26 protein-coding genes are annotated in these 26,231 nt (G+C 59.6%); 11 read left to right on the forward strand and 15 right to left on the reverse strand.

All coding sequences use genetic code 11. The annotated features are described in order from the left end of the window. The first annotated feature begins 20 nt into the window (after positions 1-20). The 4 genes from mtgA to Q0859_RS15845 are packed head-to-tail and all read left to right on the forward strand — an operon-like array spanning position 21 to position 4,595. Positions 21-746 carry a monofunctional biosynthetic peptidoglycan transglycosylase gene (gene mtgA / locus Q0859_RS15830; protein ID WP_299152875.1) on the forward strand — a complete coding sequence of 242 codons (726 nt, stop codon included), beginning with the start codon at positions 21-23 and terminating at the stop codon, positions 744-746. Between the two features lie 57 nt (positions 747-803). After that, complete coding sequence (locus Q0859_RS15835; protein WP_299153003.1) at positions 804-1,469, forward strand: glutathione S-transferase family protein; 666 nt, start codon at positions 804-806, stop codon at positions 1,467-1,469. 45 nt (positions 1,470-1,514) lie between these two features. Then, on the forward strand, positions 1,515-2,564 hold the full coding sequence (queG, locus tag Q0859_RS15840; protein WP_299152877.1) for a tRNA epoxyqueuosine(34) reductase QueG: 1,050 nt from the start codon (positions 1,515-1,517) through the stop codon (positions 2,562-2,564). Positions 2,565-2,597: 33 nt separating this feature from the next. Then, positions 2,598-4,595 carry a hydantoinase/oxoprolinase family protein gene (locus tag Q0859_RS15845; RefSeq protein ID WP_299152880.1) on the forward strand — a complete coding sequence of 666 codons (1,998 nt, stop codon included), beginning with the start codon at positions 2,598-2,600 and terminating at the stop codon, positions 4,593-4,595. Between the two features lie 195 nt (positions 4,596-4,790). Here the strand turns inward: Q0859_RS15845 and msrA are convergent, their stop codons facing one another. The 9 genes from msrA to Q0859_RS15890 form a co-directional block, all read right to left on the reverse strand. Next, the gene (gene msrA, locus Q0859_RS15850) at positions 4,791-5,297 is read right to left on the reverse strand and encodes a peptide-methionine (S)-S-oxide reductase MsrA (protein WP_299152883.1); all 507 of its coding nucleotides are present in this window, start codon (positions 5,295-5,297) and stop codon (positions 4,791-4,793) included. After that, entirely contained in the window at positions 5,294-5,743 is a 450-nt protein-coding gene (gene msrB / locus Q0859_RS15855; protein ID WP_299152885.1) for a peptide-methionine (R)-S-oxide reductase MsrB, read from the reverse strand. The genes msrA and msrB overlap by 4 nt, the downstream gene beginning before the upstream one ends. 306 nt (positions 5,744-6,049) lie before the next feature. After that, the gene (locus tag Q0859_RS15860; protein ID WP_299152887.1) at positions 6,050-7,957 is read right to left on the reverse strand and encodes a nucleoside-diphosphate sugar epimerase/dehydratase; all 1,908 of its coding nucleotides are present in this window, start codon (positions 7,955-7,957) and stop codon (positions 6,050-6,052) included. Positions 7,958-8,045: 88 nt separating this feature from the next. Then, a complete protein-coding gene (locus Q0859_RS15865) occupies positions 8,046-8,663 on the reverse strand; it encodes a sugar transferase (protein ID WP_299152890.1) in 618 nt (205 codons plus the stop codon). Continuing rightward, entirely contained in the window at positions 8,660-9,439 is a 780-nt protein-coding gene (locus Q0859_RS15870; protein ID WP_299152893.1) for an NAD(P)-dependent oxidoreductase, read from the reverse strand. The genes Q0859_RS15865 and Q0859_RS15870 overlap by 4 nt, the downstream gene beginning before the upstream one ends. A gap of 3 nt (positions 9,440-9,442) precedes the next feature. Continuing rightward, positions 9,443-10,690, reverse strand: coding sequence for a glycosyltransferase family 4 protein (locus Q0859_RS15875; RefSeq protein WP_299152895.1), 1,248 nt, complete (start codon positions 10,688-10,690; stop codon positions 9,443-9,445). 52 nt (positions 10,691-10,742) lie between these two features. Next, complete coding sequence (locus Q0859_RS15880; RefSeq protein WP_299152898.1) at positions 10,743-11,729, reverse strand: GlxA family transcriptional regulator; 987 nt, start codon at positions 11,727-11,729, stop codon at positions 10,743-10,745. Next, positions 11,719-12,114, reverse strand: a complete 396-nt coding sequence (locus Q0859_RS15885) for a thioredoxin family protein (RefSeq protein WP_299152900.1) — start codon at positions 12,112-12,114, stop codon at positions 11,719-11,721. The genes Q0859_RS15880 and Q0859_RS15885 overlap by 11 nt, the downstream gene beginning before the upstream one ends. A 73-nt stretch (positions 12,115-12,187) precedes the next feature. Further along, a complete protein-coding gene (locus Q0859_RS15890; protein WP_299152902.1) occupies positions 12,188-13,057 on the reverse strand; it encodes a DMT family transporter in 870 nt (289 codons plus the stop codon). Positions 13,058-13,191: 134 nt separating this feature from the next. Here Q0859_RS15890 and Q0859_RS15895 point away from each other — a divergent pair, with 134 nt between their 5' ends. Beyond that, positions 13,192-14,559, forward strand: coding sequence for a DUF3179 domain-containing protein (locus Q0859_RS15895; RefSeq protein WP_299152904.1), 1,368 nt, complete (start codon positions 13,192-13,194; stop codon positions 14,557-14,559). A 55-nt stretch (positions 14,560-14,614) separates the two neighbouring features. On the opposite strand, the gene Q0859_RS15900 is transcribed toward Q0859_RS15895, so the two are convergent. From Q0859_RS15900 to ade, 3 genes are all read right to left on the reverse strand, one after another. Further along, the gene (locus Q0859_RS15900; protein ID WP_299153005.1) at positions 14,615-14,902 is read right to left on the reverse strand and encodes an HU family DNA-binding protein; all 288 of its coding nucleotides are present in this window, start codon (positions 14,900-14,902) and stop codon (positions 14,615-14,617) included. A 343-nt stretch (positions 14,903-15,245) separates the two neighbouring features. Next, on the reverse strand, positions 15,246-16,706 hold the full coding sequence (locus Q0859_RS15905) for an AMP nucleosidase (RefSeq protein ID WP_299152907.1): 1,461 nt from the start codon (positions 16,704-16,706) through the stop codon (positions 15,246-15,248). Next, the gene (ade, locus tag Q0859_RS15910; protein ID WP_299152909.1) at positions 16,703-18,517 is read right to left on the reverse strand and encodes an adenine deaminase; all 1,815 of its coding nucleotides are present in this window, start codon (positions 18,515-18,517) and stop codon (positions 16,703-16,705) included. The genes Q0859_RS15905 and ade overlap by 4 nt, the downstream gene beginning before the upstream one ends. A 223-nt stretch (positions 18,518-18,740) precedes the next feature. Between ade and Q0859_RS15915 the strand changes: the two genes are divergently transcribed. From Q0859_RS15915 to Q0859_RS15930, 4 genes are all read left to right on the forward strand, one after another. Further along, on the forward strand, positions 18,741-19,166 hold the full coding sequence (locus Q0859_RS15915) for a VOC family protein (protein WP_299152911.1): 426 nt from the start codon (positions 18,741-18,743) through the stop codon (positions 19,164-19,166). 72 nt (positions 19,167-19,238) lie between these two features. Further along, positions 19,239-19,622, forward strand: a complete 384-nt coding sequence (locus Q0859_RS15920; RefSeq protein ID WP_299152913.1) for a VOC family protein — start codon at positions 19,239-19,241, stop codon at positions 19,620-19,622. A gap of 127 nt (positions 19,623-19,749) precedes the next feature. After that, positions 19,750-20,505 carry a class II aldolase and adducin N-terminal domain-containing protein gene (locus Q0859_RS15925; protein ID WP_299152916.1) on the forward strand — a complete coding sequence of 252 codons (756 nt, stop codon included), beginning with the start codon at positions 19,750-19,752 and terminating at the stop codon, positions 20,503-20,505. Next, positions 20,495-21,484 (forward strand): sterol desaturase family protein, encoded by a 990-nt coding sequence (locus Q0859_RS15930; RefSeq protein WP_299152918.1) that lies wholly within the window; start codon positions 20,495-20,497, stop codon positions 21,482-21,484. The genes Q0859_RS15925 and Q0859_RS15930 overlap by 11 nt, the downstream gene beginning before the upstream one ends. On the opposite strand, the gene Q0859_RS15935 is transcribed toward Q0859_RS15930, so the two are convergent. Beyond that, positions 21,481-22,107 (reverse strand): class I SAM-dependent methyltransferase, encoded by a 627-nt coding sequence (locus tag Q0859_RS15935; RefSeq protein WP_299152919.1) that lies wholly within the window; start codon positions 22,105-22,107, stop codon positions 21,481-21,483. The genes Q0859_RS15930 and Q0859_RS15935 overlap by 4 nt on opposite strands. Before the next feature lie 75 nt (positions 22,108-22,182). Here Q0859_RS15935 and Q0859_RS15940 point away from each other — a divergent pair, with 75 nt between their 5' ends. Both Q0859_RS15940 and Q0859_RS15945 read left to right on the forward strand, forming a co-directional pair. Further along, positions 22,183-23,040, forward strand: a complete 858-nt coding sequence (locus tag Q0859_RS15940; protein ID WP_299152922.1) for an SDR family oxidoreductase — start codon at positions 22,183-22,185, stop codon at positions 23,038-23,040. Next, the gene (locus tag Q0859_RS15945; protein WP_299152924.1) at positions 23,027-23,620 is read left to right on the forward strand and encodes an exopolysaccharide biosynthesis protein; all 594 of its coding nucleotides are present in this window, start codon (positions 23,027-23,029) and stop codon (positions 23,618-23,620) included. Before Q0859_RS15940 ends, Q0859_RS15945 begins: the two co-directional genes overlap by 14 nt. On the opposite strand, the gene Q0859_RS15950 is transcribed toward Q0859_RS15945, so the two are convergent. Next, on the reverse strand, positions 23,605-24,264 hold the full coding sequence (locus Q0859_RS15950) for a hypothetical protein (RefSeq protein WP_299152926.1): 660 nt from the start codon (positions 24,262-24,264) through the stop codon (positions 23,605-23,607). The genes Q0859_RS15945 and Q0859_RS15950 overlap by 16 nt on opposite strands. A 38-nt stretch (positions 24,265-24,302) precedes the next feature. Next, the gene (dxs, locus tag Q0859_RS15955; RefSeq protein ID WP_299152929.1) at positions 24,303-26,231 is read right to left on the reverse strand and encodes a 1-deoxy-D-xylulose-5-phosphate synthase; all 1,929 of its coding nucleotides are present in this window, start codon (positions 26,229-26,231) and stop codon (positions 24,303-24,305) included.

Genomic DNA, 26,231 nt, shown 5'->3' on the forward strand with positions numbered 1-26,231 from the left:
CGCTGCCTATAGCTGTGGGCATGGCGAGATCTCGTAAAACCCGCACTAAAAAGAGCACGGCAAAGCGCCGGTTTCGGCCTATGCGGTGGCTGACCCGATGGGCTTTGCGGTTGGTTAGTGTGGTATTTCTGATCGCTGTGGTGGGTACGGCGTTGTGGTCGGTGCTGAACCCTCCAACGACATTCTACATGATGCAGGAATCGCGCCGCCTGAATGGTGTGGATCACGAATGGGTCGCCATTCAGGAAATTGCACCGATCATGGCCCGGGCTGCGGTCGCGGCAGAGGACGCGAATTTTTGCCTGCACTGGGGTCTGGATATCGCTGCGATCCGCGCCGCCATTGACGAGGGCAGTAGCCGGGGCGCGTCGACCATCAGTCAGCAGGTGGTCAAGAATGTGTATCTTTGGCACGGGCGGTCCTGGGTGCGCAAAGTGATGGAGGCCGCAATGACCCCCCTGGTCGAAGCGATCTGGTCCAAGCGGCGTATTCTCGAAGTGTACCTGAACGTGGCAGAGTTTGACGAAGGCGTGTTTGGGGTCGAGGCCGCCGCGCGCCACTACTTCGGCGTGGGCCCCGAGGCGCTGAGTAATGTGCAGGCCGCGCGGTTGGCTGCGATTCTGCCCAATCCCAAAGGTCGCTCGGCCAGCAACCCGTCATCATATGTCCGCAAGCGGGCCGCATCGATCCTCGATGGTGCGGCCACGATCCGCGCGGATGGGCGTAATGCGTGTTTCCAGAGTTGAAAAACTGGCGCGCGCCGTGCATGCATGCCTGACCTATTGCCTGACTTCGGATTATTTATGGCCCGCCTGTTTCATGTTCCGCTTTCTCCGTTCTGCCGCAAGGTCCGACTGAGCCTTGCCGAGAAGAAGATCGAGGTCGAGCTTGTCGAAGAACGCTATTGGGAAGCGGACCCGGATTTCCTGCGCCGGAACCCTGCGGCCAAGGTGCCGGTGTTGCGCCTTGACGGGCTGATGATGTCCGAGAGTGCCGCGATTTGCGAGTATATCGAAGAAACACGGCCCGAACCGTCCCTGATGCCGTCCGATGCTGCGGGCAAGCTGGAAGTGCGCCGCCTGATCGGGTGGTTCGACGACAAGTTTCACAACGAAGTCACCTCAAAGCTGCTATACGAGCGGGTCAACAAAAAGGTGATGGGCCAGGGCTTTCCCGACAGCCGTAATGTTAAAGATGGCGCGAAGGCGATCAAGTATCACCTCGACTACATGACATGGCTGCTGGATCACCGTCGCTGGTTGGCGGGGGATGTTATGACGCTGGCAGATTTCGCGGCAGCAGCGCATTTGTCATCGCTCGACTATATTTCGGATGTGGATTGGAACCGGTCGGATGTGGTCAAGGACTGGTATGCCAAGATCAAGTCGCGCCCGGCGTTCCGGTCCATTCTGGCCGATCAGGTGCCCGGCTTCCCCCCACCCAAACACTACAACGATCTGGATTTCTAGAGGCCCGCGTCCAATAGGGGCGCCGCACCAGACACCGGGATTTCTTTGGAACAGGAAAAACAGACCCTGAAACAGCGGATCGTCCAGCGCGCCCTTGACGAGGGGTTTGTGATGGCGCGCGTGTGCCGCCCGGATGCTGTGCCCAAGGTCGCGGATCGTCTGGCCACTTTTGTGGCGCAGGGGCGTCATGGTCAGATGGGATGGATGGCGGACCGGATGCACTGGCGGTCTGACCCGGCCGCATTGTGGCCCGAGGCGAAGTCGATCTTGATGTTGGCCGAAAGCTATGCGCCCGACCATGACCCGCTGGCGGTGCTGGAACAGCCCACGCGCGGGGCCGTGTCGGTCTATGCACAGGGGCGTGACTACCACGATATCGTCAAAAAGCGGCTCAAGCGTTTGGCCCGCTGGATGATCGAAGAGGCGGGGGGCGAGGTAAAGGTTTTCGTCGATACGGCCCCTGTGCCGGAAAAGGCATTGGGACAAGCCGCAGGTCTCGGCTGGCAGGGTAAACACACCAATCTGGTGAGCCGGGATTGGGGCAACTGGGCTTTTTTAGGGTCGGTTTTCACGACACTTGAGCTGGATGCGGACCCACCCGAGGTGGATCATTGCGGGTCCTGTCGGGCGTGCCTTGATGTCTGCCCAACTGACGCGTTCCCCGGGCCCTATCAATTGGATGCACGTCGCTGCATTTCGTACCTGACGATCGAACATAAGGGGCCAGTCGACTTTGCGCTGCGCCCATTGCTGGGAAACCGGATTTACGGATGCGATGATTGTCTGGCGGTCTGCCCGTGGAACAAGTTTGCAGTTGCGGCCAGCGATATACGCTATCTCGGAGTGGTGGGTGCGCCACCTTTGGCAGACTTGGCCGTTCTGGATGACGCTGCGTTTCGCACACGGTTTTCAGGATCGCCGGTCAAGCGTATCGGAAGGGATCGTTTTGTCCGCAATGTCTTGTATGCAATTGGGAATTCCGGTGACGTGAAACTGGCGGCCGTTGCGCGGACCCTATGCGATGACCCGGATGAAACGGTTGCAGACGCAGCCCGTTGGGCCGTGACGCAATTGGGCGCGACGGGTCGCGAATAGGCCCGTTATCCATTGCCAATAAAGGGGACGGGGATGGCGATAATGTTGGGCGTCGATACCGGCGGCACCTATACCGATGCGGTTCTGATGCGCGGCGAAACTGAGGTTCTGGCGCGAGCCAAGGCTTTGACGACGCGCCACGATCTTGCTGTGGGTGTCGGCGCGGCTGTGCGTTCTGTCCTAAAGGACTCCGGCATTGCGCCCGGTGCTGTCGGCATGGCGTCCCTGTCCACGACCTTGGCCACAAATGCGTTGGTGGAGGGGCAAGGGGGACGTGTGGCGCTGATCTATGTCGGGTTTCGGGCGCAGGATCTGGAAACCCAAGGTCTGGCTGACGCGTTGAAGGGGGATCCCGTATGCCTGCTGGCAGGTGGACATCGGCATGACGGCGCACAGGCGGTTCCATTGGATGAAATCACATTATTGGCCTTTTTAGAGACGCATAAATTGGATGTAAGCGGATTTGCCGTCGCGTCCCAATTCGCCACGCGCAATCCAACCCATGAGCTGCGCGTGATGGAACTGGTGCAGGAGATGACAGGGCGACCTGTGTCAGCCTCGCACCAATTGTCGGCCAAATTGGGTGGTCCAAAACGTGCGTTGACGGCTGTTTTGAATGCGCGCTTGATCGGTATGATTGATGCGCTCATCGGCCGGGCAGAGGAGGAGCTGCGCATCATCGGTATCCAAGCCCCGATGATGGTGGTCCGCGGTGATGGCGCATTGATGTCGTCTGCGCAGGCGCGCGCGAGACCCATCGAGACCATTCTGAGCGGCCCGGCGGCCTCCGTCGTTGGTGCCCGGTGGTTGACGGGGGCGGATCATGCGTTGGTCAGTGACATTGGCGGAACCACCACAGATGTGGCCATGTTGCAGGACGGGCGACCCGAAATTGACCCCGATGGCGCGCGGGTGGGTCCGTATCGCACCATGGTCGAGGCGGTCGCGATGCGCACCACCGGACTGGGGGGAGATAGCGAAGTGCACTTCATTAGTGAGGGGTTGGCGGGCGGTTTGTCATTGGGGCCGCGCCGGGTCGTTCCGGTCTCATTGCTCGCGCACGAAGCACCCGAAGTTGTGCTGCCCGCACTTGAGGCACAAGTGCGGGCGACTACACCGGGTGAACATGATGGTCGTTTCGTGCGCGCGGTGCCGGGCCTTGGCATGGGTGGATTGGCTGATCGTGACGTCGCCCTTTTGGATCGGATCGGGGTGGGGGTGCACCCGCTGGCCGCTGTGTTGCGCACGCGAATGGAGACGGGCGCACTCAAGCGGTTGGTGGCACGTGGTTTGGTTCAGGTTGCTGCACTGACGCCTTCGGATGCGTGTCATGTTCTGGGGGAGTTGACGGTTTGGAATGCAGATGCGGCGCATCTTGCGTGTCAGCTGTTTGGGCGGCGACGCACCGGGTCTGGCGATGTTTTGGCCCACGACCCGGTTATTTTGGCGCAGCGCGTCGTGGATCAGTTGAGGGACCAGACAGCCATCGCGTTGCTTGAGGTCGCGTTGGTCCAGGATGGGATGGACGAACGTCTTGCGCATCATGTGTTGATGCAAAAGGGGCTGAGCGGACATGCAGGTGCAGTCCGCATTGCGACCGGACTAAACGTTCCTGTCATCGGGTTGGGGGCCTCTGCTGCGACTTATTACCCTCGGGTTGGGGCGCGGATGGGTGCGGATATGATCCTGCCGGAGGATGGGGGGGTCGCCAACGCGATTGGGGCCGTCGTCGGACGTGTGGCAGTGCGGCGCAGTGGATCTGTTACCGCTCCGAGCGAAGGTCTGTTTCGGGTGCATCTGGAGGCTGGGCCAGAAGACTTTGCAGCGTCCGATACCGCCTTGGCGCGGCTTGAGAGCGTGCTGCGCGCCCTGGCATGGGAGGCTGCCGAGGCAGCGGGTGCCCTTGAAATCGAGGTTTGGGTCGACCGTGACATCCGCACGGCAAAGATTGAAGCGCGGGATGTTTTCGTCCAGGCGACCTTGACGGTTGAGGCGACGGGTCGACCACGTGTGGCGCGGTCCCGGACGTAGGAAAGGCGGGCACGTGGCCCGCCAGTTCCCTTCATTTATCGTATATGGAGGGTATCCCGTTCGGCGCGGGCCACCATGGTGACCACAGGGACGGTAGGTGCCCAACCCAGTAATTTTTCATCATTTCCACGGCTATCATGTTCTGGATAACAAACACGATGCGGCGGAAATGGTGCCATGTGTCCTGGTTGGTTCCTATTCCGCGGCGCGTTTGGGCAACACCCAACCGGGCCTGACAAAGTGGCATGTGTACCCGTGCGGAATACGCTCAAGATAGTCCTGATGCTCGGGCTCCGCGTTCCAAAACGGGCCGACAGGCTCAAGTTCGGTGACAACCTTTCCGGGCCATATGCCCGACGCATCTACGTCCGCGATCGTGTCTTGGGCCACCGCCTTTTGTGCGTCATCCACATAGTAAATCGCTGAGCGATAGCTAAGCCCACGGTCGTTTCCTTGCTGGTTCAACGTGGTTGGATCGTGGATTTGAAAGAAAAATTCAAGGATATCGCGATAGGAAATAATGGTGGGATCAAAGATAATTTCGATCCCTTCCGCATGGGTACCATGGTTGCGATAGGTTGCATTTGGCACGTCGCCACCTGTGTAGCCCACGCGGGTTGATATGACGCCGGGTTTCTTGCGGATCAAATCCTGCATCCCCCAAAAGCACCCACCGGCCAGAACTGCGCGTTGCTCGCTCATGCGATATCCTCCACTTGTTCAATATAGCCGCCGTAGCCTTCCTCCTGCATGTCGTCGCGGTGCACGAACCGCAGCGACGCCGAGTTGATGCAGTACCGTAACCCGCCACGATCTCGTGGGCCATCGGGGAACACATGCCCGAGGTGGCTGTCGCCATGTTTGCTGCGGACTTCGGTGCGGATCATGCCAAGGGTGGCATCCCGTAATTCTTCGACATGGGCAGGCTCTATCGGTTTGGTAAACGATGGCCAGCCACAGCCGGATTCGTATTTGTCTGACGACGCGAACAGCGGTTCACCCGATACTATATCGACATAAATGCCGGGTTCTTTGTTGTTCAGTAATTTGCCGGTGCCTGGCCGTTCGGTGCCACTTTCCTGAGTGACGTGAAATTCCTCGGGTGACAGGGTTGCGATCACATCGGGGTTTTTGAAAAACTTGGTCATGGTGTGCTCCGATCTGGTGCGTTGCCCATTGTGCGGAAAGGTCTGCGCTACGGGTGTCCCTTATCTAGGTGTCGTTTGCCCAAAACAAAGGTGCAGACCAGCATTATGCGCGGTCCCGTTGTTTTCAAAGGGGTTTTGCAAACAGTGCATGTGCCGTCCGCCACTGTTCGCTGAGGGCTGATCCTTCAATGGCAGCCGGAACAATAATTGTGCCAATGGTGCAGTCATGCGAGCTATTTGATGCCACACACGTCCGGTATCTGAGGCCGTTGAATATGTGCGATGCGGCAACGGCAAATGGTTGGGTCAGGTTATCCAAGATGCGGGTACGGTCGCTGCGCATGGGATGAGGTGTGATGTTTCATACCCCTCGACCCATCTGGCTGCGATGGCATGGATCGCAGAATCGTCATCTTCAGCCAGCGCGAGGCGCAGGGATCGCATTGCGGAGGCGACTTCGATCTCACTTAGATGCTGTTCGAAGGTGAAAAATATCTTTTTGTGTGGTGTTGGGGCCAGTGTGCTGTTCAGCGTCAGTTCCTCGGACAGCTTTTCGCCCGGGCGCAAGCCTGTGACTTCAATCGAAATATCACCATCGGGGTTCTGGGTATCGCGCACCGTCAATCCCGCACTTTCGATGACTTGGCGGGCAAGATGTTCGATGCGCACAGGCTTGCCCATATCCAGCACAAACACTTCGCCGCCATGCGCCATTGACCCGGCGCGCAGAACAAGATGCACAGCCTCTTGCACCGTCATAAAATACCGCGCCACATCCGGGTGTGTGAGTGTCAAGGGACCACCGCGGCGCAGCTGTTCCTGAAACAACGGAACCACGGACCCGGATGAGCCCAAGACATTGCCAAATCGAACCGTGGAGAAGACTTGACTATGAGGGGTGGTGATGCGGTGTGCGTGATCCTGCACGATCAGTTCGGCCAGCCGTTTGGAGGCTCCCATGATATTGGTCGGTCGCACTGCTTTGTCTGACGAGATCAGGACAAAACGCTCAACCCCCGCCTTGGCCGCGAGCGAGACCAGAGTGTGGGTGCCCAAAGCGTTGTTGCACATGCCCGACGATGGGTTTTCTTCAACCAGCGGCACGTGTTTGTAGGCTGCAGCGTGCAGCACGACCTGCACATTGTGTCGCTCCAAAGTGCGGGCGATATCCACCGATTTTGTAACGCAGCCGAGTATGGGGACAAGTTCGATCCTACTGTCCTGCACCACAGGACCGAGTTCCTGATGGATCTGGTACAAAGCCAGCTCACTATGGTCGAACAGGACAAGTTTGGCGGGCCGACATTCCAACACCTGACGGCACAATTCGGACCCGATGGATCCACCAGCGCCCGTGATCAGCACAGTGCGCCCCGAGTAGGCCCGCGCGCCCTCAAACGTGCCTTGATGCGCACCAGCAACCTCGTCACGCCCGAGAAAACGACGCGGGTTGAGTGGCTTGAGCTTGTCGACCAGCGCCTCTTCTCCGATCAGTTGCGAGAACGAGGGGAGCGTTTGCACTTCAAGGCCCATGTCTTGCAAGCGCCGTGCAATTTGCATCTGCTTTGGATGACTTTGTGAGGGGATCGCCAACAGCACCCGATCAATTTTCCTGTCAGCGATGAGGTCTGCAATGTGCGCCGGGTTGTGCACCGGCATGCGCAGCACGCGCAGTCCATGCAGCGCCTGATTGTCATCCACAAACGCAACAGGTTCGATGATCTTGTGATTGCGCAGGGCTGATGCCAGTTGCATGCCCGTTGCGCCCGCCCCGTAGATCAAGACCCGGCAGCGGGTTTCATTCCGCCGATATAGCCACAGTACGATTTGTAGCAAAATCGCCCGGCTGAGGATTGATGCCACAAAAAGTGCGATGCCGAATATGATCTGGGTGTTGAGCGCAAGCGCGTCGCGACTGATCGCATTGAGTGCCATCGACGCCAACATCACCACAGCTGCAAAGATCGCCGTGCGCCCCACGGTGTCCGCAAAATCATCGTCAAGCGTCCCGCATGACACGTTCAGCCAGAATGATACCGCACCCGCCGTTATCAGAAGGTATGGCAACACCACGATCAGGCTTTTTGCACCATACCCCGCAGTCGATGTCAGGCCCGTCGCCAACAGCATTGCGACCGGCACAAGCGCCGCGTCAAACCCTGCCAGAATGCTGCGTTTGTGCAAACGCGACAGTGATGTAAGCCCCGACAGCATCGCACCCTTTCAACCTGACAAGTGTTTCACCTGCTTTGATCGTTAGGGCAAAGGCGTAAGTAATTCGTTTACAAAGCAGCGCGTCAGATCATCTACGCCGAAACACCAAAGCAATCGTTTGAAAAACAATACTGAAATCGTAACACGTGCTTTGATCACGCTGGTAGATCATGTCCAGCCGGGCTTTGCGCGAAACACAGATCCGGGCATAGAGCGCGTCAGTTTCTTCGGGGGTTTTGCACCGTGCCAGCAACTTTTCCTCGTGGCCGTGCATCACCACGCTTGCCAATCCTGTGACGCCGGGGCGTGATTGCAAGACGGCAGCGTAGGTGTCGGGGAACTGCTCAACATATTCGCGCAACGGCGGGCGCGGCCCGACAAAGCTGAGATCGCCACGCAGAATGTTCCAAAGCTGTGGAAACTCATCTAGGCGTCGGGCGCGTAGTTTGGCACCAAGCGGGGTAATCCGGCCTGTCTTGTCGCCACCGGACACACCTTTGTTCTCATTCTTGTTGATAACGCTCATCGTGCGGAACTTCCATAGCCCAAAACTTTGCGTCGGGGTTTTCATCCGTTTTGCGACGTAAAATATAGGGCGACCTTGCTGTCGCCAGATCACCCACATCAGATACAGGATGACGGGCCCGAGGATCACGACCAGCAGGCTGGCAAAGAACAGATCAAAAAGCCGTTTGCGCCACGTCATATGCCGGGCCCTTCGCGCCAGTCCGCAACGATGCCCTGCGCGGTGCTGTCTGAGGCCGCGAAGGAGGTGAGGGTGCACAACAGTGTCGTGTCCAGTGTGACATCTGCGATGGCTGTGCTTGGTGCGGGCCGCGCAGTCCAATCAAGGTTTGCCGCGTCAAGAAGCGCCCCCATCGTAACCGCGCCCGGTGCGGCGACGTTCACAACAGGTGGCGCATCACGCAGGTGTACGAGCGCACCCAGACTGCGGGCCAGCGCCGTTGGCCCGATGTAGCTGCGCATTGGTGTGTGCCCATTCGGGAAGGTATCAAGGGCAAAGCCCGGCTTCCACCTGCCCAGAATGGCATCCGCACCTGCAAGGTTTCCGACCCGCATGATGGTGCAGGGGTGCGGGTGTGCGGATGCGATTTGTTCCATCGCGTGTTTGCCGTGCCCGTAGGGGGTGCGCGGCGCGAGTTGTCTGTCTTCGGTCAGCGGGCCCTTCTGGTTGCCATAAACGGCGGCTGTCGACATCAGAAACACCCGGCCCGCACGGGCGGTTTGTGCTGCGTCCAGCACGCGGTGCGCAAGATCGGCGTTCAGCGTTTGAGGCACGTCGCTGCGGTGGGTAACCCCGGCAAGGTTCAACACCGCATCCGCGCCGCGCAAGGTGGCGCAAAGCGTGGGTGTATCCGTGATATCAACATCTTGTCGCGTTGCCCATATGGCAGAGGCCGCCCAACGCGGGCGCAGAAAACGCCCCACCTTGCTGTCAGCACCCAGGATGACAATCCGCATCACTCAGGGCACCGGAATGGCAAGTGCTGCGGGAACCAGCGCGTTGATCTGGCGGATATGCTCGGGCAGGCACACAGTGTGAAAGTCGTATGTCTCGACAACGTGTTGCCGGGCGGCATGCCCGATATGGGCAAAGGATTTCGGCGAGGCGAGGACCTCGACCACCTGAGCAGCCAGCGCCTCGGGATCGAAGAAATCAACCAACAGTCCCGTCTCGTTGTGGGCCATCGCTTCGCGCACGGGGGCCACGTCACTGGCGACGATCACGGCCCCCATCGCCATGCTTTCAAGCAGGGACCATGACAAGACAAAGGGCATCGTCAGATAGATGTGGCACGTGCTGATCTGGATGACCTGCTTATAGCTTTCGTACGGCACCTGCCCCAGAAAATGCAGGCGATCCCAGTCGATCAGATGGCCGACCTCGGCCTCCATCTCGCCGCGCAAACCGCCGGGATGCTTGGATTTGCCGCCATAGGACGCGTCATTGCCGCCGATCACCAGAATGCGCGCGTCCGGTCGCGCCTTCTGGATGTAGGGCACGGCGCGCATGAACTGGTGATAGCCGCGCGTGGTCTCAAGATTGCGGGCCATGAAGGTCACAACCTCGTCCTGTGCGGTCAGGGGGCGACCGACCCGCCCAAGGCTGACGCTCGCGGTCTTGTTTGGTTTCAGTTTATCGGTGCGGATGCCGTCGTGACAGACGTAGATCTTGTCGTGAAAACTGGCGGGAAAACGGTTGCGCTGCCACATCGTCGGGCTGTGGGCGACATCCACGACTTCGATATTCATTAGCGGCACAACATTGTGGCCGTGCATCAAATAAGGGGCGTGATCGCTGACCGGGCTTGCAGGGTCAAAGCCGACAGGGCCGCCGTGCACCGAATAGAAATATTCAAAAAACCCGATGATGGGGGTGTCGGGCAGTACCTCGCGAAAGAACGTCATCTCACCCCACCCGACATGACCGATGACGATATCCGGGGTAAATCCGTCCGCGACCAGCGTACGCAGGGCTGTGACCGCGCCAAAGCCGTTGCCTGCCGCATTCTCCCATGTGCGTGACAGCCCATAGGCCTTTTCATCCGCCTTGTGGTGCGTTTTGTAGACGACACTACGCACCCCTTTGAAGGTTGGTGCCTTGGCGCGTTGGGTGAGAAAGACAATCTCGTGGGTACCCTGCGCGCCCAGCCATTGGATCAGCTCGCGGTACTGACCGGGCATGTTCTGGTGCACAAACAAGAGCTTCATAAAGTCCTCACAACTACAGGGTGTAGATAGCGCCCACCGGCGCACCGCGCAATCATCTGCGATCCGGCCAGATATCGCGGGTGCCACGCTTTTCCTGTCCCGGCGACAGCCCGAACGTGCCGCGATAGCTTTTGGAGAAATGCGAGAGCGACTGGAACCCACATACCACGCAAATATCGGTCACACTCAGCGTGGTCTGGCGCAGCAACCCGCGCGCTTTCTCCAGCCGCAGATGCAGGTAGTGCCGCTTGGGGGACATGCCAAGGTGTTTGGCGAAAAGCCGTTCAAGCTGGCGGGTGCTGATTGCCACGGCATCCGCAATCTCGTCCGGGCGCAGCGGGTCCTCCAGGTTGTTCTCCATGATTTGCAGCGCAACACCCAGCTTGCCATGGGCCAGATCGGGCCGGGTGCGGCGTGACAGCCGTTGACCATGTGCTGGTCCGCGCGGATCGGTATAGACCATCTGATCGGCCACCCATGTCGCCAGATCGGTGCCGTAATCGTCTCTGATCCGGTGCAGCATCATATCCATCGACGCAGCACCGCCTGCCGTCGTAAAAATGCGTCCGTCCACCGAATAGAGACTGTTTTCGATACTCACATCCGGCAGTATCTCGGTCAGGGTATCGCGATATTCCCAGTGGGTGGTGACCCGCTTGCCCGACAACAAACCGGCCAGGGCCAGCGTATAGGTGCCTGACGACAGCGCGCCAAAATCCATCCCCTTGCGCACCTCGCGCCGTATCCAGTTGAGGATGGGTCTGGTGCTGTTGTGGTCTGCGTCATGTCCCGCACAAACCACGAGCGTTTCGTGTCGACCCAAGGCGGGCAGTGCCACATCGACTTCCGTTGTCACTCCATTATAGGCGGCCACGGGGTCACCCGTTTCACTGATCAACCGCCAAGTGTAAAATACCTGACCCGAGGGGTGCAGGTTGGCGAGGCTCAGCGCTTCAAGCGCGCAGGCAAAGCCGAGTTGGGAGTAACCGGGAATAAGCAGAAAGGCATAGGCCTTTGGGGTTGTCGCCTCAGGCGGCAAGGGCGGTGTCCAAGAGGGCGCGCACCTTGCGGGCATAGGGTTCGTTCACCAGGCGCGCGATTTCTTCGCCATTCTTCATCACCAACAGGGTGGATCGGCGGGTGACCTTCAGCCGCTCGGTCAGCTGGGCACGCCCGAACGTATCCCAATCCACATCTACAAAGGTCAGATTTGCATAGGCGGGGGTGTCTGCCAGTGCCTCGGCGATCAGGTTCGCCTTGATCTGACATGTGATGGACCAGCTTGCGCGGTAATTCAGAATGACCACCTGATCGGTCGTGCGCAACGCACGCCACACATCCGGGGTAAACGTCTCGGCGGGGTATGCACCAGCGATGGCTGGGATCAACGCGACGGTGGACAACAAAAATGTACGGCGGTGCATGGGGCGGGGGCTCCGGCAGGTGGCAACTGCGCGGAATCATATGAGGCAACGAGGTGCGCGCAAGAGGTGACGTTCAGGTTTTGGCCTGCCGTGACAATTGCACCGCAAGGATGCCCGCCGCGATGATCGCAACGCCGATCACGTCCTGTGTTCCAAGCCGTTCGCCCAGCAACAGAGCCGCAATCGCGACCCCAAAGAAGGGATTGAGAAAGTGGAACGTGGCCGCCTTGGTGGCACCGATCCGCGCCACCAGCGCAAACCATATCCAGGTGGCAACCAGACCCGGCCCGATGGTCGTATATGCAAAGGCGATGACAAGTTCGGGGGTGATATCCACCCGGATCGTCTCGGTCAGGGCCGACGCGAGGGCCAGCACGCCGGATCCGACAAACATCTGCAAGCCGACGACCATCATCAGGTTCCCGCCCGATGACATGGTGCGCATGGACAGGGTCGCAATCGTCAATGCAACGGCTGCAATGATGCACAGCGCAACGCCGTACAGGTCCACGCCCGCGTCCAGCCGCGCCGACATGATCAGAACGACGCCACCGACCCCCAACACCAAACCCACGATACCCAACAACGGCAAACGATCCCGAAACACGATCCAGCCTGCAAAGGCGACCATCAGCGGCATGGTCGATGCAATAATGGAGGCCAACGACGCCTGCACCGTCTGCATCGCGTAAAAGTTCAGGCCGAGGTAGATTGCGTTCTGGCATACCCCGAAAATGATGGTTGCGCGCCATTGGTCACGCGTCAGGCGCCACGTCTGGCCGAGCATCCGTGCGATCATCACACCGAGCAGCCCGGACAGAAAGAACCGCAACGCAAGCGATGCCAAGGGCGAGGCATCCGCCACGATAATCCGGGCCGAGGTGAACGCAGATGACCAGATCAGGGCGAATGTCAGCCCCATCAGAATTGCGCGGATGTCCATGAAGATGCCTTTCGTCTTGCTGCGGGACGTTCTGGCAATTCGGCACGGGATGCAAGCGGACTGATCACGACCCTGTTTGGTGCAAGTGATCGCGTGTCGGTCCACATATAGGGCAGATAAAAACGAGGTAATCCATGAAATTCACGCGACGCAGGTTTGGCGGATTGGCGATTGCGGGGGCAAGCGTGCCCATCGCGGGGCTCGCTCAGGATACGTCCCTGCTGGATGTGCAGCGTGCGGCGCTGTCCGGCACCACGTCGGAATTCGACGCGGCAATGGCGCGGATCAAGGAACGGGGCAATCCGGATATGGCGGCCGCCCTGATCGTGTCCTTGCGGTTTTCCCGATCACGCGGGGTGCAGATTGCGGATGCGCTCAAGTCGATCACGGGCGAAGATCACTTTACCGACTGGTTCGAATGGATGTTGTGGCAGGAACGTAATCCGCAGATCAAACCGCATGCCGACTTCCCCACTTTCAAACGCGAGGTGCTGTTGCGCGTTGACGGCAACTTTGCCGATTTCCTGCGTCCCGAACATATCCAACCTGATGCGATGCGCATCCGGCTTGAGGAGATTTCCTGGGGTGGGGTGGTCAAAGACGGCATCCCGTCGCTCGACAATCCCGATCTGATTGAGGCAGGTGAGGCCGGCTATCTGCGCGGCGATGATCTGGTTTTTGGCGTGTCGATCAATGGCGACACCCGCGCATACCCACTGCGCATCATGGGCTGGCACGAGATGTTCAACGAAGTGATCGGCGGTGTGCCGGTGGCGCTGGCCTATTGCACCTTGTGCGGGTCGGGCATCCTGTTCGAGACAGAGGTGCAGGGGCGCTCCAAGCCGCTGATCCTCGGCTCTTCCGGGTTTCTCTATCGCTCAAACAAACTGATGTTTGACCGTGAAACCAACAGCCTTTGGAACCAATACACAGGCAAGCCGGTGGTCGGCCCACTGGTCGGCAGTGGGATCGAATTGAAACAGCGGCCCGTTGTTATCACCACGTGGGACAATTGGACGGCGGCCAACCCGTCTACCACGGTGCTGAGTCTCGATACCGGGCATCGGCGCGACTATGGGTCCGGCGTGGTCTACAACGACTACTTTGCCTCCCCCGATCTGATGTTCCCCGCGCAGGTCGATCAGCGGCAGTACGCACAAAAGGATTACATCTTTACGGTCCGCCAATTTGGCGCGGCACGGGCGTGGCCGCTGGATGCGTTTATGGGGATGCCCGTGATCAACGATGCGATTGCGGGCACGCAGTTATTGTTGATCGGGGATGCAGAGACGCGCAGCGTGCGGGCCTACGAGCGAGAAGATCGCACGTTCACGCCATCAGCCGGGCGATTGCATGATCAAAATGGTGGCGAGTGGCGGGTGACCGAGGATGCGCTTGTTGGCCCAGGCGGGGCGCGGTTGCCACGGGTGGCGGGCCACATCTCGTATTGGTTTGCCTGGGACAACTATCTGGGTGATGCCGCGTCAGTCTATAAGGGATAGACAATAAAAAAGGGCCGCCCGAAGGCGACCCTTTGGAACATGAGGTGGCGTCAACTTAACCGTTGACGCTGTCCTTCAGGGCCTTGGCGATCGTCATTTTGACAACCTTGTCGGCCTCTTTTTTGAATTGCTCGCCGGTGGCAGGGTTGCGCACCATGCGCTCGGGGCGCTCACGGCAATAGATTTTGCCGACGCCGGGCAGGGTGACAGCACCGCCGCCCGAAACTTCTTTGGTGATCAAGCCACAGATTGCGTCCAGCGCGGCACCTGCGGATTTCTTGTCTGAGTCCATCTCCTCGGCCAGCGCGGCGACGAGTTGGGTTTTTGTCATTGGTTTTGCCATTTTCTGGTCTCCTTCGTCTGCCCGAGAATTAGGGCCTCCTAACCGTTTTGTAACGGTATGTTGTGGGAAAACACAACGAATAGTGGCCTCGTGCAAGTGAAAAACAGGGTTTTTTGGCGGTTTTTGGCTTCTGCGCCGCATTTGTCGGTGCGCGCAAGGGGCTCAGAGCGGTGGTTTGCCCGATAAACGCGTACTTTGCGCCGATCAAATGAGCGTTGGCAGCTATGGCAAAGGTGCCAATCCACAGCTTGATCCCCAAGCTGATCCGGGATGATACTGCCGCGCAGGACAGTCCAGCCCTGATATCAGACAAGTGCTGCTCGACCCCGATGCGTGGCTATCGTCAGAGAAACGCAGTCTCGTCAAAGGACCGCAATTTCCGGCTGTGGATACGTTCCAGCGGCATCTCACGCAGATGCTCCATCGCCTGAATGCCGATCATCAGGTGCCGCGCGACCTGTTCCCTGTAGAAGTTCGAGGCCATGCCGGGCAGCTTCAGTTCGCCATGCAACGGTTTGTCGGACACACATAGCAGTGTGCCATAAGGCACCCTGAACCGATAACCGTTGGCGGCGATGGTTGCACTTTCCATGTCCAGTGCCACGGCTCGTGATTGCGACAGTCGTTGTACGGGTCCACGCTGATCACGCAGTTCCCAGTTCCGGTCGTCATGGGTGGCCACGGTGCCGGTGCGCATGATCCGCTTCAACTCATATCCTTCGAGCTCGGTGACGCTGGCCACCGCCTGCTCAAGCGCGATCTGAATTTCGGCCAATGCAGGGATCGGGACCCAAGGCGGCAAATCGTTATCTAGTACGTGATCTTCGCGCAGATACCCATGCGCGAGCACGAAGTCCCCAAGCGCCTGAGAGTTCCGCAACCCCGCGCAGTGCCCGACCATAAGCCACGCGTGAGGGCGCAGGACCGCGATGTGGTCTGTCGCCGTTTTGGCATTCGATGGACCCACCCCGATATTGACCAGGGTGATCCCGGACCCATCTGCCCGCTTGAGGTGATAGGTCGGCATTTGCGGCGTTTTGGGGCTGTCGGGCAGTGGCTGATCGCCCGCTGTGATCTCGGCATTTCCGGTGGACACGAAGGCTGTGTAGCCGCTGGTCGGGTCATCCAGCTGGGCGCGGGCATAGGCCTCGAACTCGGACACGTAGAATTGGTAGTTGGTGAACAACACATGGTTCTGGAAATGTGATGGATCGGTGGCGGTGTAGTGGGCCAGACGCGCCAGTGAATAGTCGATGCGTTGGGCGGTAAAGGGGGCCAGGGGCCCAATGCCGTTTTCGGGTTCATAGGTCCCGTTCACGATATCATCGTTGGTGTTGCTCAGGTCTGGCACATCGAAAAAGTCGCGCAGCGGAAAGGATGCGGCACCCTGCTGCGGCACCGTAAGGTCCGGGTCATTGGCGACTGCAAAGTGCACTGGCATGGGCGTGCTGGAATAACCGATTTCGACGGGTTGGTCGTGGTTGCAGATCAGCAGGTCGATCTGTTGAATCAGATAATTCGCGAACAGGTCCGGACGCGTCACGGTCGTGGCATATGTGCCGGGTGCCGATACGTGCCCAAAGCTGAGCCGCGTGTCGACCCGCGCATAGCTTGAGGTTGTAAACCTGATTTCGGGGTAGAATGCCCGCACACGACCCGCGGGCGCCCCGTTTTTCATCGCATCCAAAAACTGTGAACACAGGAAATCCGACGCCTCTTGGTAGAGGTTCTTAAGCCGTTTGACGGCGGCCGTTGCGTCGTTGAATTCCGCGTGGCTCTGATGGCTTTGGTCAAGTGTTTTCATGTTGTTGGCTCAAGTACTGGGATAAATTCAAAGGTACGCACGTCGACCAACCCAAGGTCCGATATGCGCAATTCGGGGATAACGACCAAGGCAAGCAATGAGTGCTGCATGTAGGCGTTGTTGAGGGTGCAGCCACAGTCGACCATCGCTTGCACGAGTTGGTCTGCCTTGGCGGCGACCTCGCGGGCAGGGCGGTCGGACATAAGGCCTGCAATGGGCAGCTCGACCAGCGCAAGTTCTTTGCCGTCGCGAAAGATCGTGACCCCGCCGCCCACCTCGGCCAGCCGGTTCGCGGCCAGCGCCATTTGGGTGCGGTCTGTGCCCACCACGATCATGTGGTGGCTGTCATGGGCCACGGTCGAGGCCATGGCCATCTTGCCCGTATAGTTGAACCCGGCCACAAGCGCGTTTGTGACGCCCCCGGTTGCGCGATGCCGTTCCACCAGCGCGATCTGGCAGGTGTCGCCATGGGGTTCGACCTTGCCATTGTTAACGGGCATGTCGCGTTTCAGTGCTTTGGTCGGGGCCTGGTTTTCGACAACGCCGATGACATTGGCCGTGACCGAATTGCGGCCCTCGGGTGCTTTGATTTCAAAGTCTGATGCGGTCAGTGTTTTGCCCAGATGCACAGTCTGACGGGCGGTCGCTGGCCAGTTCAAATGCGGGCAGTCCACGACCAGCTTGCCATTGATCGCGACGGTCTTGCCCCGTGCGATGACCTGCTCAATCGGGAGTGTCTTCAGATCCGAGGTCAGGATCATATCCGCTCGCCTTCCGGGGGTGAGTGATCCGATCTCGCGCTCAAGCCCAAAATGTGTGGCTGTATTGATTGTCGCCATTTGCAGCGCGACAAGCGGGTCGCATCCACAGTCAATTGCGTGGCGTACAACTCTGTTCATATGCCCGTCATTCACCAAGGTGCCCGAATGGCAGTCATCCGTGCACAGGATCATGTTGCGCGGATCGAGCCCTTTTTCGGTGATCGCGGTGATCTGGGTTTCGACGTCATACCAGGCCGAGCCAAGGCGGATCATCGACCGCATCCCTTGCCGCATTCGGGTTATGGCATCCGCTTCGCAGGTGCCTTCGTGATCGTCCGCCGGACCGCCCGCAACATAGGCGGCAAAGTCGCGCCCAAGATCGGGCGAAGCATAGTGCCCGCCGACGGTTTTGCCCGCCCGTTGGGTGGCTGCCACCTCGGCCAGCATTTGCGGATCACCTGCTGCCATGCCAGGAAAGTTCATCATCTCGCCCAGACCGATGATGCCGGGCCAGCCCATGGCCTCGGCCACATCTTCGGCGCTGATCTCGAACCCGGTGGTTTCCATCCCCGGCGCAGAGGGGGCGCAGGATGGCATCTGCGTCCAGATGTTCACGGGCTGCAACAGTGCCTCATCGTGCATGAGGCGGACCCCGGCAAGGCCCAGCACATTCGCAATCTCATGCGGGTCGGTGAACATCGAGGTGGTGCCATGCGGGATTACCGCTGCGGCAAATTCTGCCGGGGTCAGCATCCCGCTTTCAATGTGCATATGCCCGTCGCACAGGCCTGGGATCATGTAGCGGCCGTGTGCTTCGATCACTTCGGTGTCGGGGCCCGTGCAATAACTGGCATCGGGTACGACACAGGCAATGCGCCCGTCCTTGATGGCGATATCGTGGTCGGGCAGTGCCTCGCGGGTATGCACATTGACCCAAATACCGCCACGAATGACAATGTCTGCAAATGCGCGGCCCGCAGCCACATCCACAAGGGCGGGGGCGGTGTCGGGCCAGCTTGGAAAGGGGGTCGGGAAAAGGTCGTGTTCCATGGCCCAATATTTCACCACGTCCGGGGGGCTGCAAGTGGTATTCCCATGACACGAGCATGGAACCGCCCGGGCTGACGCCGCCTTGCACCTGCCTGAGCCTGAACAGCGACGACAAAGCGACTATCAGAGCGATGGCAACAGACCCTCCGGCTTGCACCGGTTTGACAGGCGCTTATGGCCCTTGTGTCTTGACGCCCTTGCATAGGGTCGCAAGGGTGTGACCATGGATTACGACACAATAGATGCGGACGGGTTCGGACGGGGATTGCATGGTATCGGGCTGAACCTTCTTGTGCGCGATGTCGGGGCGGAGGTTGCATTTCTGCAAACGGTCTTCGGAATGACGGCCCATCAACCGACTGCCGATTTCGCGATCATGTCCTATGGCGGGCAGGTGTTTCAATTGCACAGCGACGGGACATATCATTCCAACCCCCTGCTCGGGCTGCTGCCTGAAAACCCGCCACGCGGGGGTGGGATTGAAATCCGGCTCTACGATACCGACCCCGAAGAGGCAGCGGCGCGGGCCAAGGTGCACGGCGCGACCATCCTGCAAGAACCCACCGACAAGCCACACGGGCTGCGCGAGGCCTATATCCTGTGCGAGAACGGGTATGCTTGGGTCCCGTCACGGGGCAAGGATGCCTAGGTCGGGCCGAGGGCGTTATCAGGTCGTGGGCGCTAAGATTATGATGAGCGGCATGACCGAGAAGGACTCGCTATGATCGACCACATCACCTTTGGTGTAAGGGATTTCGCCCGGTCCACAGCCTTTTATGACAGCGCGTTTGCCCCATTGGGCGTCAAGCGGTTGTTTACTGTCCCCAAGAATCATGCTGGTGAGGTCAATGTGACGGGCTACGGCGATGATCGTCCGTGGTTTTGGCTGGTCGAGGAAAAGGCGACGACCGGGTTGCTGCACGTGGCTTTGCAAGCGACCAGCCGTGCTGCCGTTGATGAATTTCACGCCGCAGCGATCCGTGCGGGTGGCACAGACAATGGGCCACCAGGGTTACGGCCACACTATCACCCCGACTATTATGCGGCCTTTGTGCTGGACCCGAATGGTCACAATATCGAAGCTGTGTGCCACACCTCAACCTGACAAGAGATGTGCCGTTTGCGCCGCCAAACCGGCGCTTTGCTTGGTAAGTAGGACCCCGACGTCGCAAACAGACTTGATCGGAACCCCGACCATCATGCAGGCTTGCCCCAGCAAAGGGAGCCCGCGCATGGAAATGACCGATATTCGTCCGAACATGGATCACTGGCAGGAGCGCGTGGATCTCGCTGCGGCCTTTCGCTGGACGGTACGGCTGAATATGCACGAAGCGGTCGCCAACCACTTTTCGCTCGCGATCAATGATAGTGGCACCAAGTTCCTGATGAACCCCAACCAGATGCACTTTTCCCGGATCAAGGCGTCCGATCTGATCGTGGTGGATGCCAATGACCCGGCCAGTATGGAGGGGCCGGATGCACCCGATCCGACCGCGTGGGGTCTGCACGGCGGGATGCACAAATATTGCGCCCATGCACGGTGCGCGATGCACGTTCATTCACCCTATGCGACGGCGTTGGCGGCGTTGGCTGACAGCACCTTGCCACCCGTCGATCAGAACGGCTGCATGTTCTATAACCGGGTTGTCGTGGACAGTGACTATGGCGGGCTTGCTTTCGAAGAAGAGGGCCAGCGCTGCGCGACCATGATGGATGACCCCAGGAAAAAGGTCATGGTGATGGGCAATCATGGCATCATGGTGCTGGGTGATACGGTGGCGGACACGTTCAACCGGCTGTTCTATTTCGAGCGGGCCTGCCAGACCTATATCCTGGCACTGCAAACCGGCAAACCGCTGCGCGTCATTCCGGATGATGTGGCTGAAAAAACCGCGCAAGAGATCGAAGACTATCCCGAACAGGACGAACGGCATCTGGCCGAACTCAAGGCGATCCTTGACGAAGAAGGGGCCAATTATGCAAGCTGATGCCGAAGCGCGCGAAGCGGGGCGTTGGAACCACCGCCCGCCCGCGCCCATTGCGCAAAACCCTTTGTTTCTGTGGCCCCCACGCCCCATGGTGATCTTTCGGTGGTACGCGGCTTTCTGGTTCGAGATTTCGACGACGACCCTTTGCCTTGTGCTGGCTCTTGGGGCCTACTTCCTGATCCTGCCGGATCTGGCACAGATGCAGACATTCTCGCCCGAATGGATGGTCCGGGTATGGCTTGCCAATCTGGTGCCGCAATGCCTGATCGCGGGTGGGTTGCACTATTGGCTGATCACCTCGAAAAAGCAGGGCGACGCAACCAAGTTCGACCCACGGGACCAGAACCGCAATAATGGGTCCTTCACCTTCAACAACCAGGTGCTCGACAACATGTTCTGGCACATCGCGTCCGGCATCACGCTGTGGAGCCTTGCGCAGATCGGTGTGTTCTGGATGATGGCGAACGGCTATGCGCCGACGCTGTTGTTTCCCGACAATCCGGTCTGGTTTGTGGCCGCCTTCGTGCTGGTCCCGATCTGGAGCAGTTTTCATTTTTACTGGGTCCACCGGGCACTGCACTGGCCGCCGCTCTATAAGCTGGCGCATAGCCTGCACCATCGCAACGTCAATGTCGGCCCATGGTCGGGCATTGCAATGCACCCGGTGGAACATGCGCTGTTCTATACCAACTTTCTGATCCATCTGATTGTACCGACGCACCCGATCCACCTGATATTTCATGGCTATGTGCAGTCAACCCATCCGGTGTTTTCCCATTCGGGGTTCGAAACGCTGATGGTGAAGGACAGCCCGCAATTACGTATGGGCGTGTTCTTTCACCAGCTGCATCACCGTTACTTTGAATGTAACTACGGCACCGTCGAAATGCCGTGGGATCGCTGGTTCGGCAGCTATCACGATGGGACAGGCCGGGCGACCGAAGAGGCGCGGGCGCGCAAAAAGCAGATGTATACCTAGGCTGCGCGGAATGCCAAAAGCAGGGCCATGTCGCGTGCATGCGGTCCGCTTGCGTCGGGGGAGTAGATTGCGACCTCGGTTTGCGACAGGTTGGTGATGCGAGGTGCAAGATCGGCCATCTTGGCCTCGAACCCGGCGGCACCGTAGTGCTGGGCATTGACCGACAATACCATCCAGCCGCCAGGGCGCATAACGCTCAGGATTGCGTCAATGCCGTCGGGGCCAACGTGCCCGTTGGTGAATGTGCCCGAACTGACGGCCCCTTGATAGGGTGCGCCGGGTGCCTGCAATCCGTTTGAGACGTTGCTGATGAACAGGGTGCGGTAGATGTTTTTGGCGCGCGCGACCTCAAGCATGTCGGGCGAGATGTCGGTGGCATCAATCGGCTCGATCCCGTGCGCACGCAGCGCGACACCGCACAGACCGGTCCCGGCCCCCACATCCAGCACGGGCCCAAACCCACCCATCAACGCAAAATGGCGCGCAACGGCTGCGTGCAGGACATACCCGTTGGCCTGCGCAAATCCATCATCGTAGGTATCGGCCCAATCGCGGTAGAGGGCGACGGAGTCCTCGGGCGTCTTCAGCCCATAGGCGCGGGTCAGGTCGGGATCATTGCTCATCGCACCAATAGGCAAACCCGCGCCCGTTTTGGCAAGGGGCTTGTCCCGGCACGCGGCACAGGCCACCTATGAGGGATGACCAAAACCTTGCTTTCGTTCGGCCACGGATATTCGGCCAAGGCCCTGACCACGCTGCTGTTGCCCCAAGGCTGGCAGATCATCGGCACAACCCGCAGCGCCGAAAAGGCGGACGTGCTGGCCCGTACGGGGATCACACCGATGGTTTTTCCGGGTGAGGATATGCGGGCCGTGATCCCGTCCGCGACCCATCTGTTGATTTCGGCTGGGCCGGATGCGGATGGCGATCCGGTCCTGCGTGCGCTGGGTGATGTGATCGCGGCAGGTGCGACGCGTTTTGAATGGGTTGGGTATTTGTCCACGACGGGCGTTTATGGCGACCACCAAGGCGGATGGGTTGATGAGACCACGGCGTTGACCCCCAGCACCCGGCGCGGACAATGGCGCAAAGAGGCCGAAAGCGCGTGGGCCGCAATCCCCGGCCTGCCGTTGCACATCTTTCGCCTTGCCGGGATCTATGGCCCCGGACGGGGTCCGTTCGCCAAGGTGCGGTCAGGCACCGCGCGGCGGATCATCAAAAAGGACCAGGTGTTTTCCCGCATTCATGTCGAGGATATCGCCCAAATCGTTGCCGCCTCCGTCACGCAACCCAATCCGGGCGCGATCTATAACCTGTGCGATGATGACCCGGCCCCGCCACAAGACGTGATCGGGCACGCGGCGGACCTTCTTGGCCTCCCTCTGCCACCCGCAGAGGACTTTGAGACTGCGGACATGACCCCCATGGCGCGCAGTTTCTATGCTGAAAGCAAGCGGGTCCGGAACGATCGGATCAAGGGTGAGTTGGGTATCACGCTGCGCTATCCAACCTACAAAGAAGGGCTTGCCGCCCTGCTGGCCGATGACCTTGGCTGAAGATCAGACCCTGGGTCGCCTGCTTGACCAGATGGATATGGCAGCGGACGGTGCTGAGGTATCTGTGCAGGATGTGCTGAACCAGATCGGTGATCGGTCGATGATGCCGGTCGTATTGGTCATCGCCCTTGTTCTGATTTCACCTCTTTCGGGCATTCCCGGAGTACCTACGATCTCGGCCGCCATAATCTTGCTGATCATCAGTCAATCGCTTGTAGGACGAAAACATCTCTGGCTGCCCGGTGTTCTGCGAAACCGCACAGTGCGGGCGGATCGCATGGCACGGGCGGTGGCGTTTCTGCGCCGACCAGCGGCCTGGGTGGACCGACGCTCGGCTGTGCGGTTGCGTATTTTGACATCCGGCCCCTTGCGGTTCGTGACGTTGATCGCCTGCATGGCGGTGGCGCTGATGTGGCCGTTTCTTGAGCTGATCCCGTTTGTGACCACCATCGGAGCGAGCGCAGTTGCGTTCATGTCGTTTGGATTGCTGACGCGCGATGGGCTGTATGTGCTGTTTGGCTACGGGGTGGGTGCTGTGTCGATATTGATGGCACTGGTCTTGTTTCAGGCCGCAACCTGAGGGCGGGCAAAGCGGTAAAGTACGGTGCCCACCACCCCGAAGACAACCAGCAGACCCATCGCTGTCCCTGCATTCACCGCATAAAAGCCAACCCGATCCGCCCACTCCATCGAGTTCAGGAACGGATAGGGCAAGCCGCTGGTCACGGACCCGACCGGTTTGTCGTTGAAGCGTTGCACGAACAGTTCGGCCCATGCCACATAGGCCCCGATGATCAGCAGCAGGGGGATGGCTGCGCGCCATACACGGCGAAATACGCAGGCGATAAACAACGCGTCGATGATTTGCAGCACAGGCCCCAGCCCGTGCAGATAATATTCCAGATACCAGATGATCTGACCGTTGCCATTCACCAGCGACGGGTCCGTGAAATAGAGCCGCCAATACAGGAAAACGACCATCACGTTCAGCACGGCAGCGCACATGGCCGTGACCTCGTGGCGGCGGGTGATCCGATGCTCGCTGAGTGCCACCATGCGACTGGCTGAATAGAAGGACAGAAACAGCGCCCAGATCGTCAGGTATCGAAACGGACCGCCAGCCCCGGACCACGACCCCAGAAATATCTGGTGCAGGCAGTATCCAGCCGCCAGTAAAAAGACGATCCAGCGGTAGGTGACAATAGGGCGCGCATTTATGTTCATCGCTCCAGGGTGACCCAAGGGTCGCGCCGGTGCAAGGTTCAGGCGCGCACTTCGCCGAGTGACGCTACGCCAAGCACGTTCAGAACCTTGGCCTCGATATGTTCGGCATTCATGCCTGCGACCGCGTACATGTCTGCCGGTCCTGCCTGATCGATGAAGATATCGGGCAACACCATGGAGCGATACTTGAGGCCGGTGTCGAACACGCCTTCTTCGGCCAGCAACTGCGCCACATGGCTGCCAAAGCCGCCTATGGCCCCCTCTTCGATGGTGATCAGCGCGTCGTGCCGCGCGGCCAGATCAAGGATCAGATTGCGGTCAAGCGGCTTGGCAAAGCGGGCATCCGCGATGGTGGGCCTGATCCCCTTGGCGGCCAGACTTTCAGCGGCCTTTTCCACCTCGGACAGGCGCGTGCCAAAGGACAACAGCGCAACGCCTGTGCCCTCTTGGATGATCCGGCCCTTGCCGATTTCAAGCGGGATTCCGCGTTCGGGCATGTCGACGCCTGTGCCCTCTCCACGGGGAAAGCGGAAGGCGATGGGCCCGTTGTCATGCGCTGCTGCGGTTGCAACCATATGGGCCAACTCCGCCTCATCCGCTGCTGCCATGACCACAAAGCCCGGCAAGTTGGACAGGTAGGAGATATCGAAGGCACCTGCATGCGTGGCCCCGTCCGCACCGACCAGCCCGGCCCTGTCGATGGCAAAGCGCACGGGCAACCGCTGGATCGCCACGTCATGCACCACCTGGTCGTATCCGCGTTGCAGGAAGGTTGAGTAAATCGTGCAAAAGGGCTTCATCCCGCCTGCGGCCAGCGCGGCTGAGAAGGTAACCCCGTGCTGTTCGGCGATGCCGACATCAAAACACCGGCTCGGGTAACGCTCCGCAAACAGGTTCAGGCCCGTGCCATCCGGCATGGCGGCTGTGACCGCGCAAATCTTGTCGTCGTCCTGTGCCGCCTTCATCAAATGCTCGGCAAAGACCTTGGTGTAGCTGGGCGCGTTGCTGGCCGCTTTCTTTTGTTCCCCTGTGACCACATCGAATTTGGCAGTCGCATGGCCTTTGTCCCGTGCGGTTTCGGCAGGCGCGTAGCCTTTGCCTTTTTTGGTCAGCACGTGGATCAGGATCGGGCCACGTGCGCGGTCTTTGACGGTGCGCAGGACGGGCAGCAATTGGTCCATGTCATGCCCGTCGATGGGGCCAAGATAGCTGAACCCCAACTCTTCAAACAGGGTCCCACCCACGGCCATGCCCTTCAGCATCTCCTTGGCGCGCTTGGCCCCTTCACGGAAAGGTTCGGGCAACAGGCTGACCGCACCTTTGGCCGCGGCCTTGAAATCCTGAAACGGGTTCTGGGCATAGAGCCGCGACAGATACGAGGACATCGCGCCAGTTGGTGGGGCAATCGACATCTCGTTGTCGTTCAGGATCACGATCAGGCGTTTACCCAGGTGGCCCGCGTTGTTCATCGCCTCATAGGCCATGCCCGCGCTCATTGACCCGTCACCAATGACTGCGATGGCATCGCCTGCGCCCTCGGGGGTGACTCCGCCCAAATCACGCGCAACGGCAAAGCCCAAGGCGGCGCTGATCGAGGTTGAGGAATGGGCCGCGCCGAACGGATCATAGGGCGACTCGGCACGTTTGGTGAACCCGCTCAACCCGTTTTTCATGCGCAGGGTGCGGATGCGGTCGCGCCGTTCGGTCAGGATCTTGTGGGGATAGCACTGGTGGCCGACATCCCAGACCAGCTTGTCGCGCGGGGTGTCAAACACGGCGTGCAATGCAACCGTCAACTCAACCACACCAAGGCCCGCGCCCAAGTGTCCGCCTGTGACAGAGACCGCAGAAATCGTCTCGACCCGGACCTCATCCGCGATCTGACGCAGTTGCGCATCCGACAGGTGTTTGAGATCGGCAGGGCGTTGGACCAGATCCAGCAGCGGGGTTTCGGGGCGATCAGTCAT

Source organism: uncultured Tateyamaria sp. (genome assembly GCF_947497045.1).
GTDB lineage: Bacteria > Pseudomonadota > Alphaproteobacteria > Rhodobacterales > Rhodobacteraceae > Tateyamaria.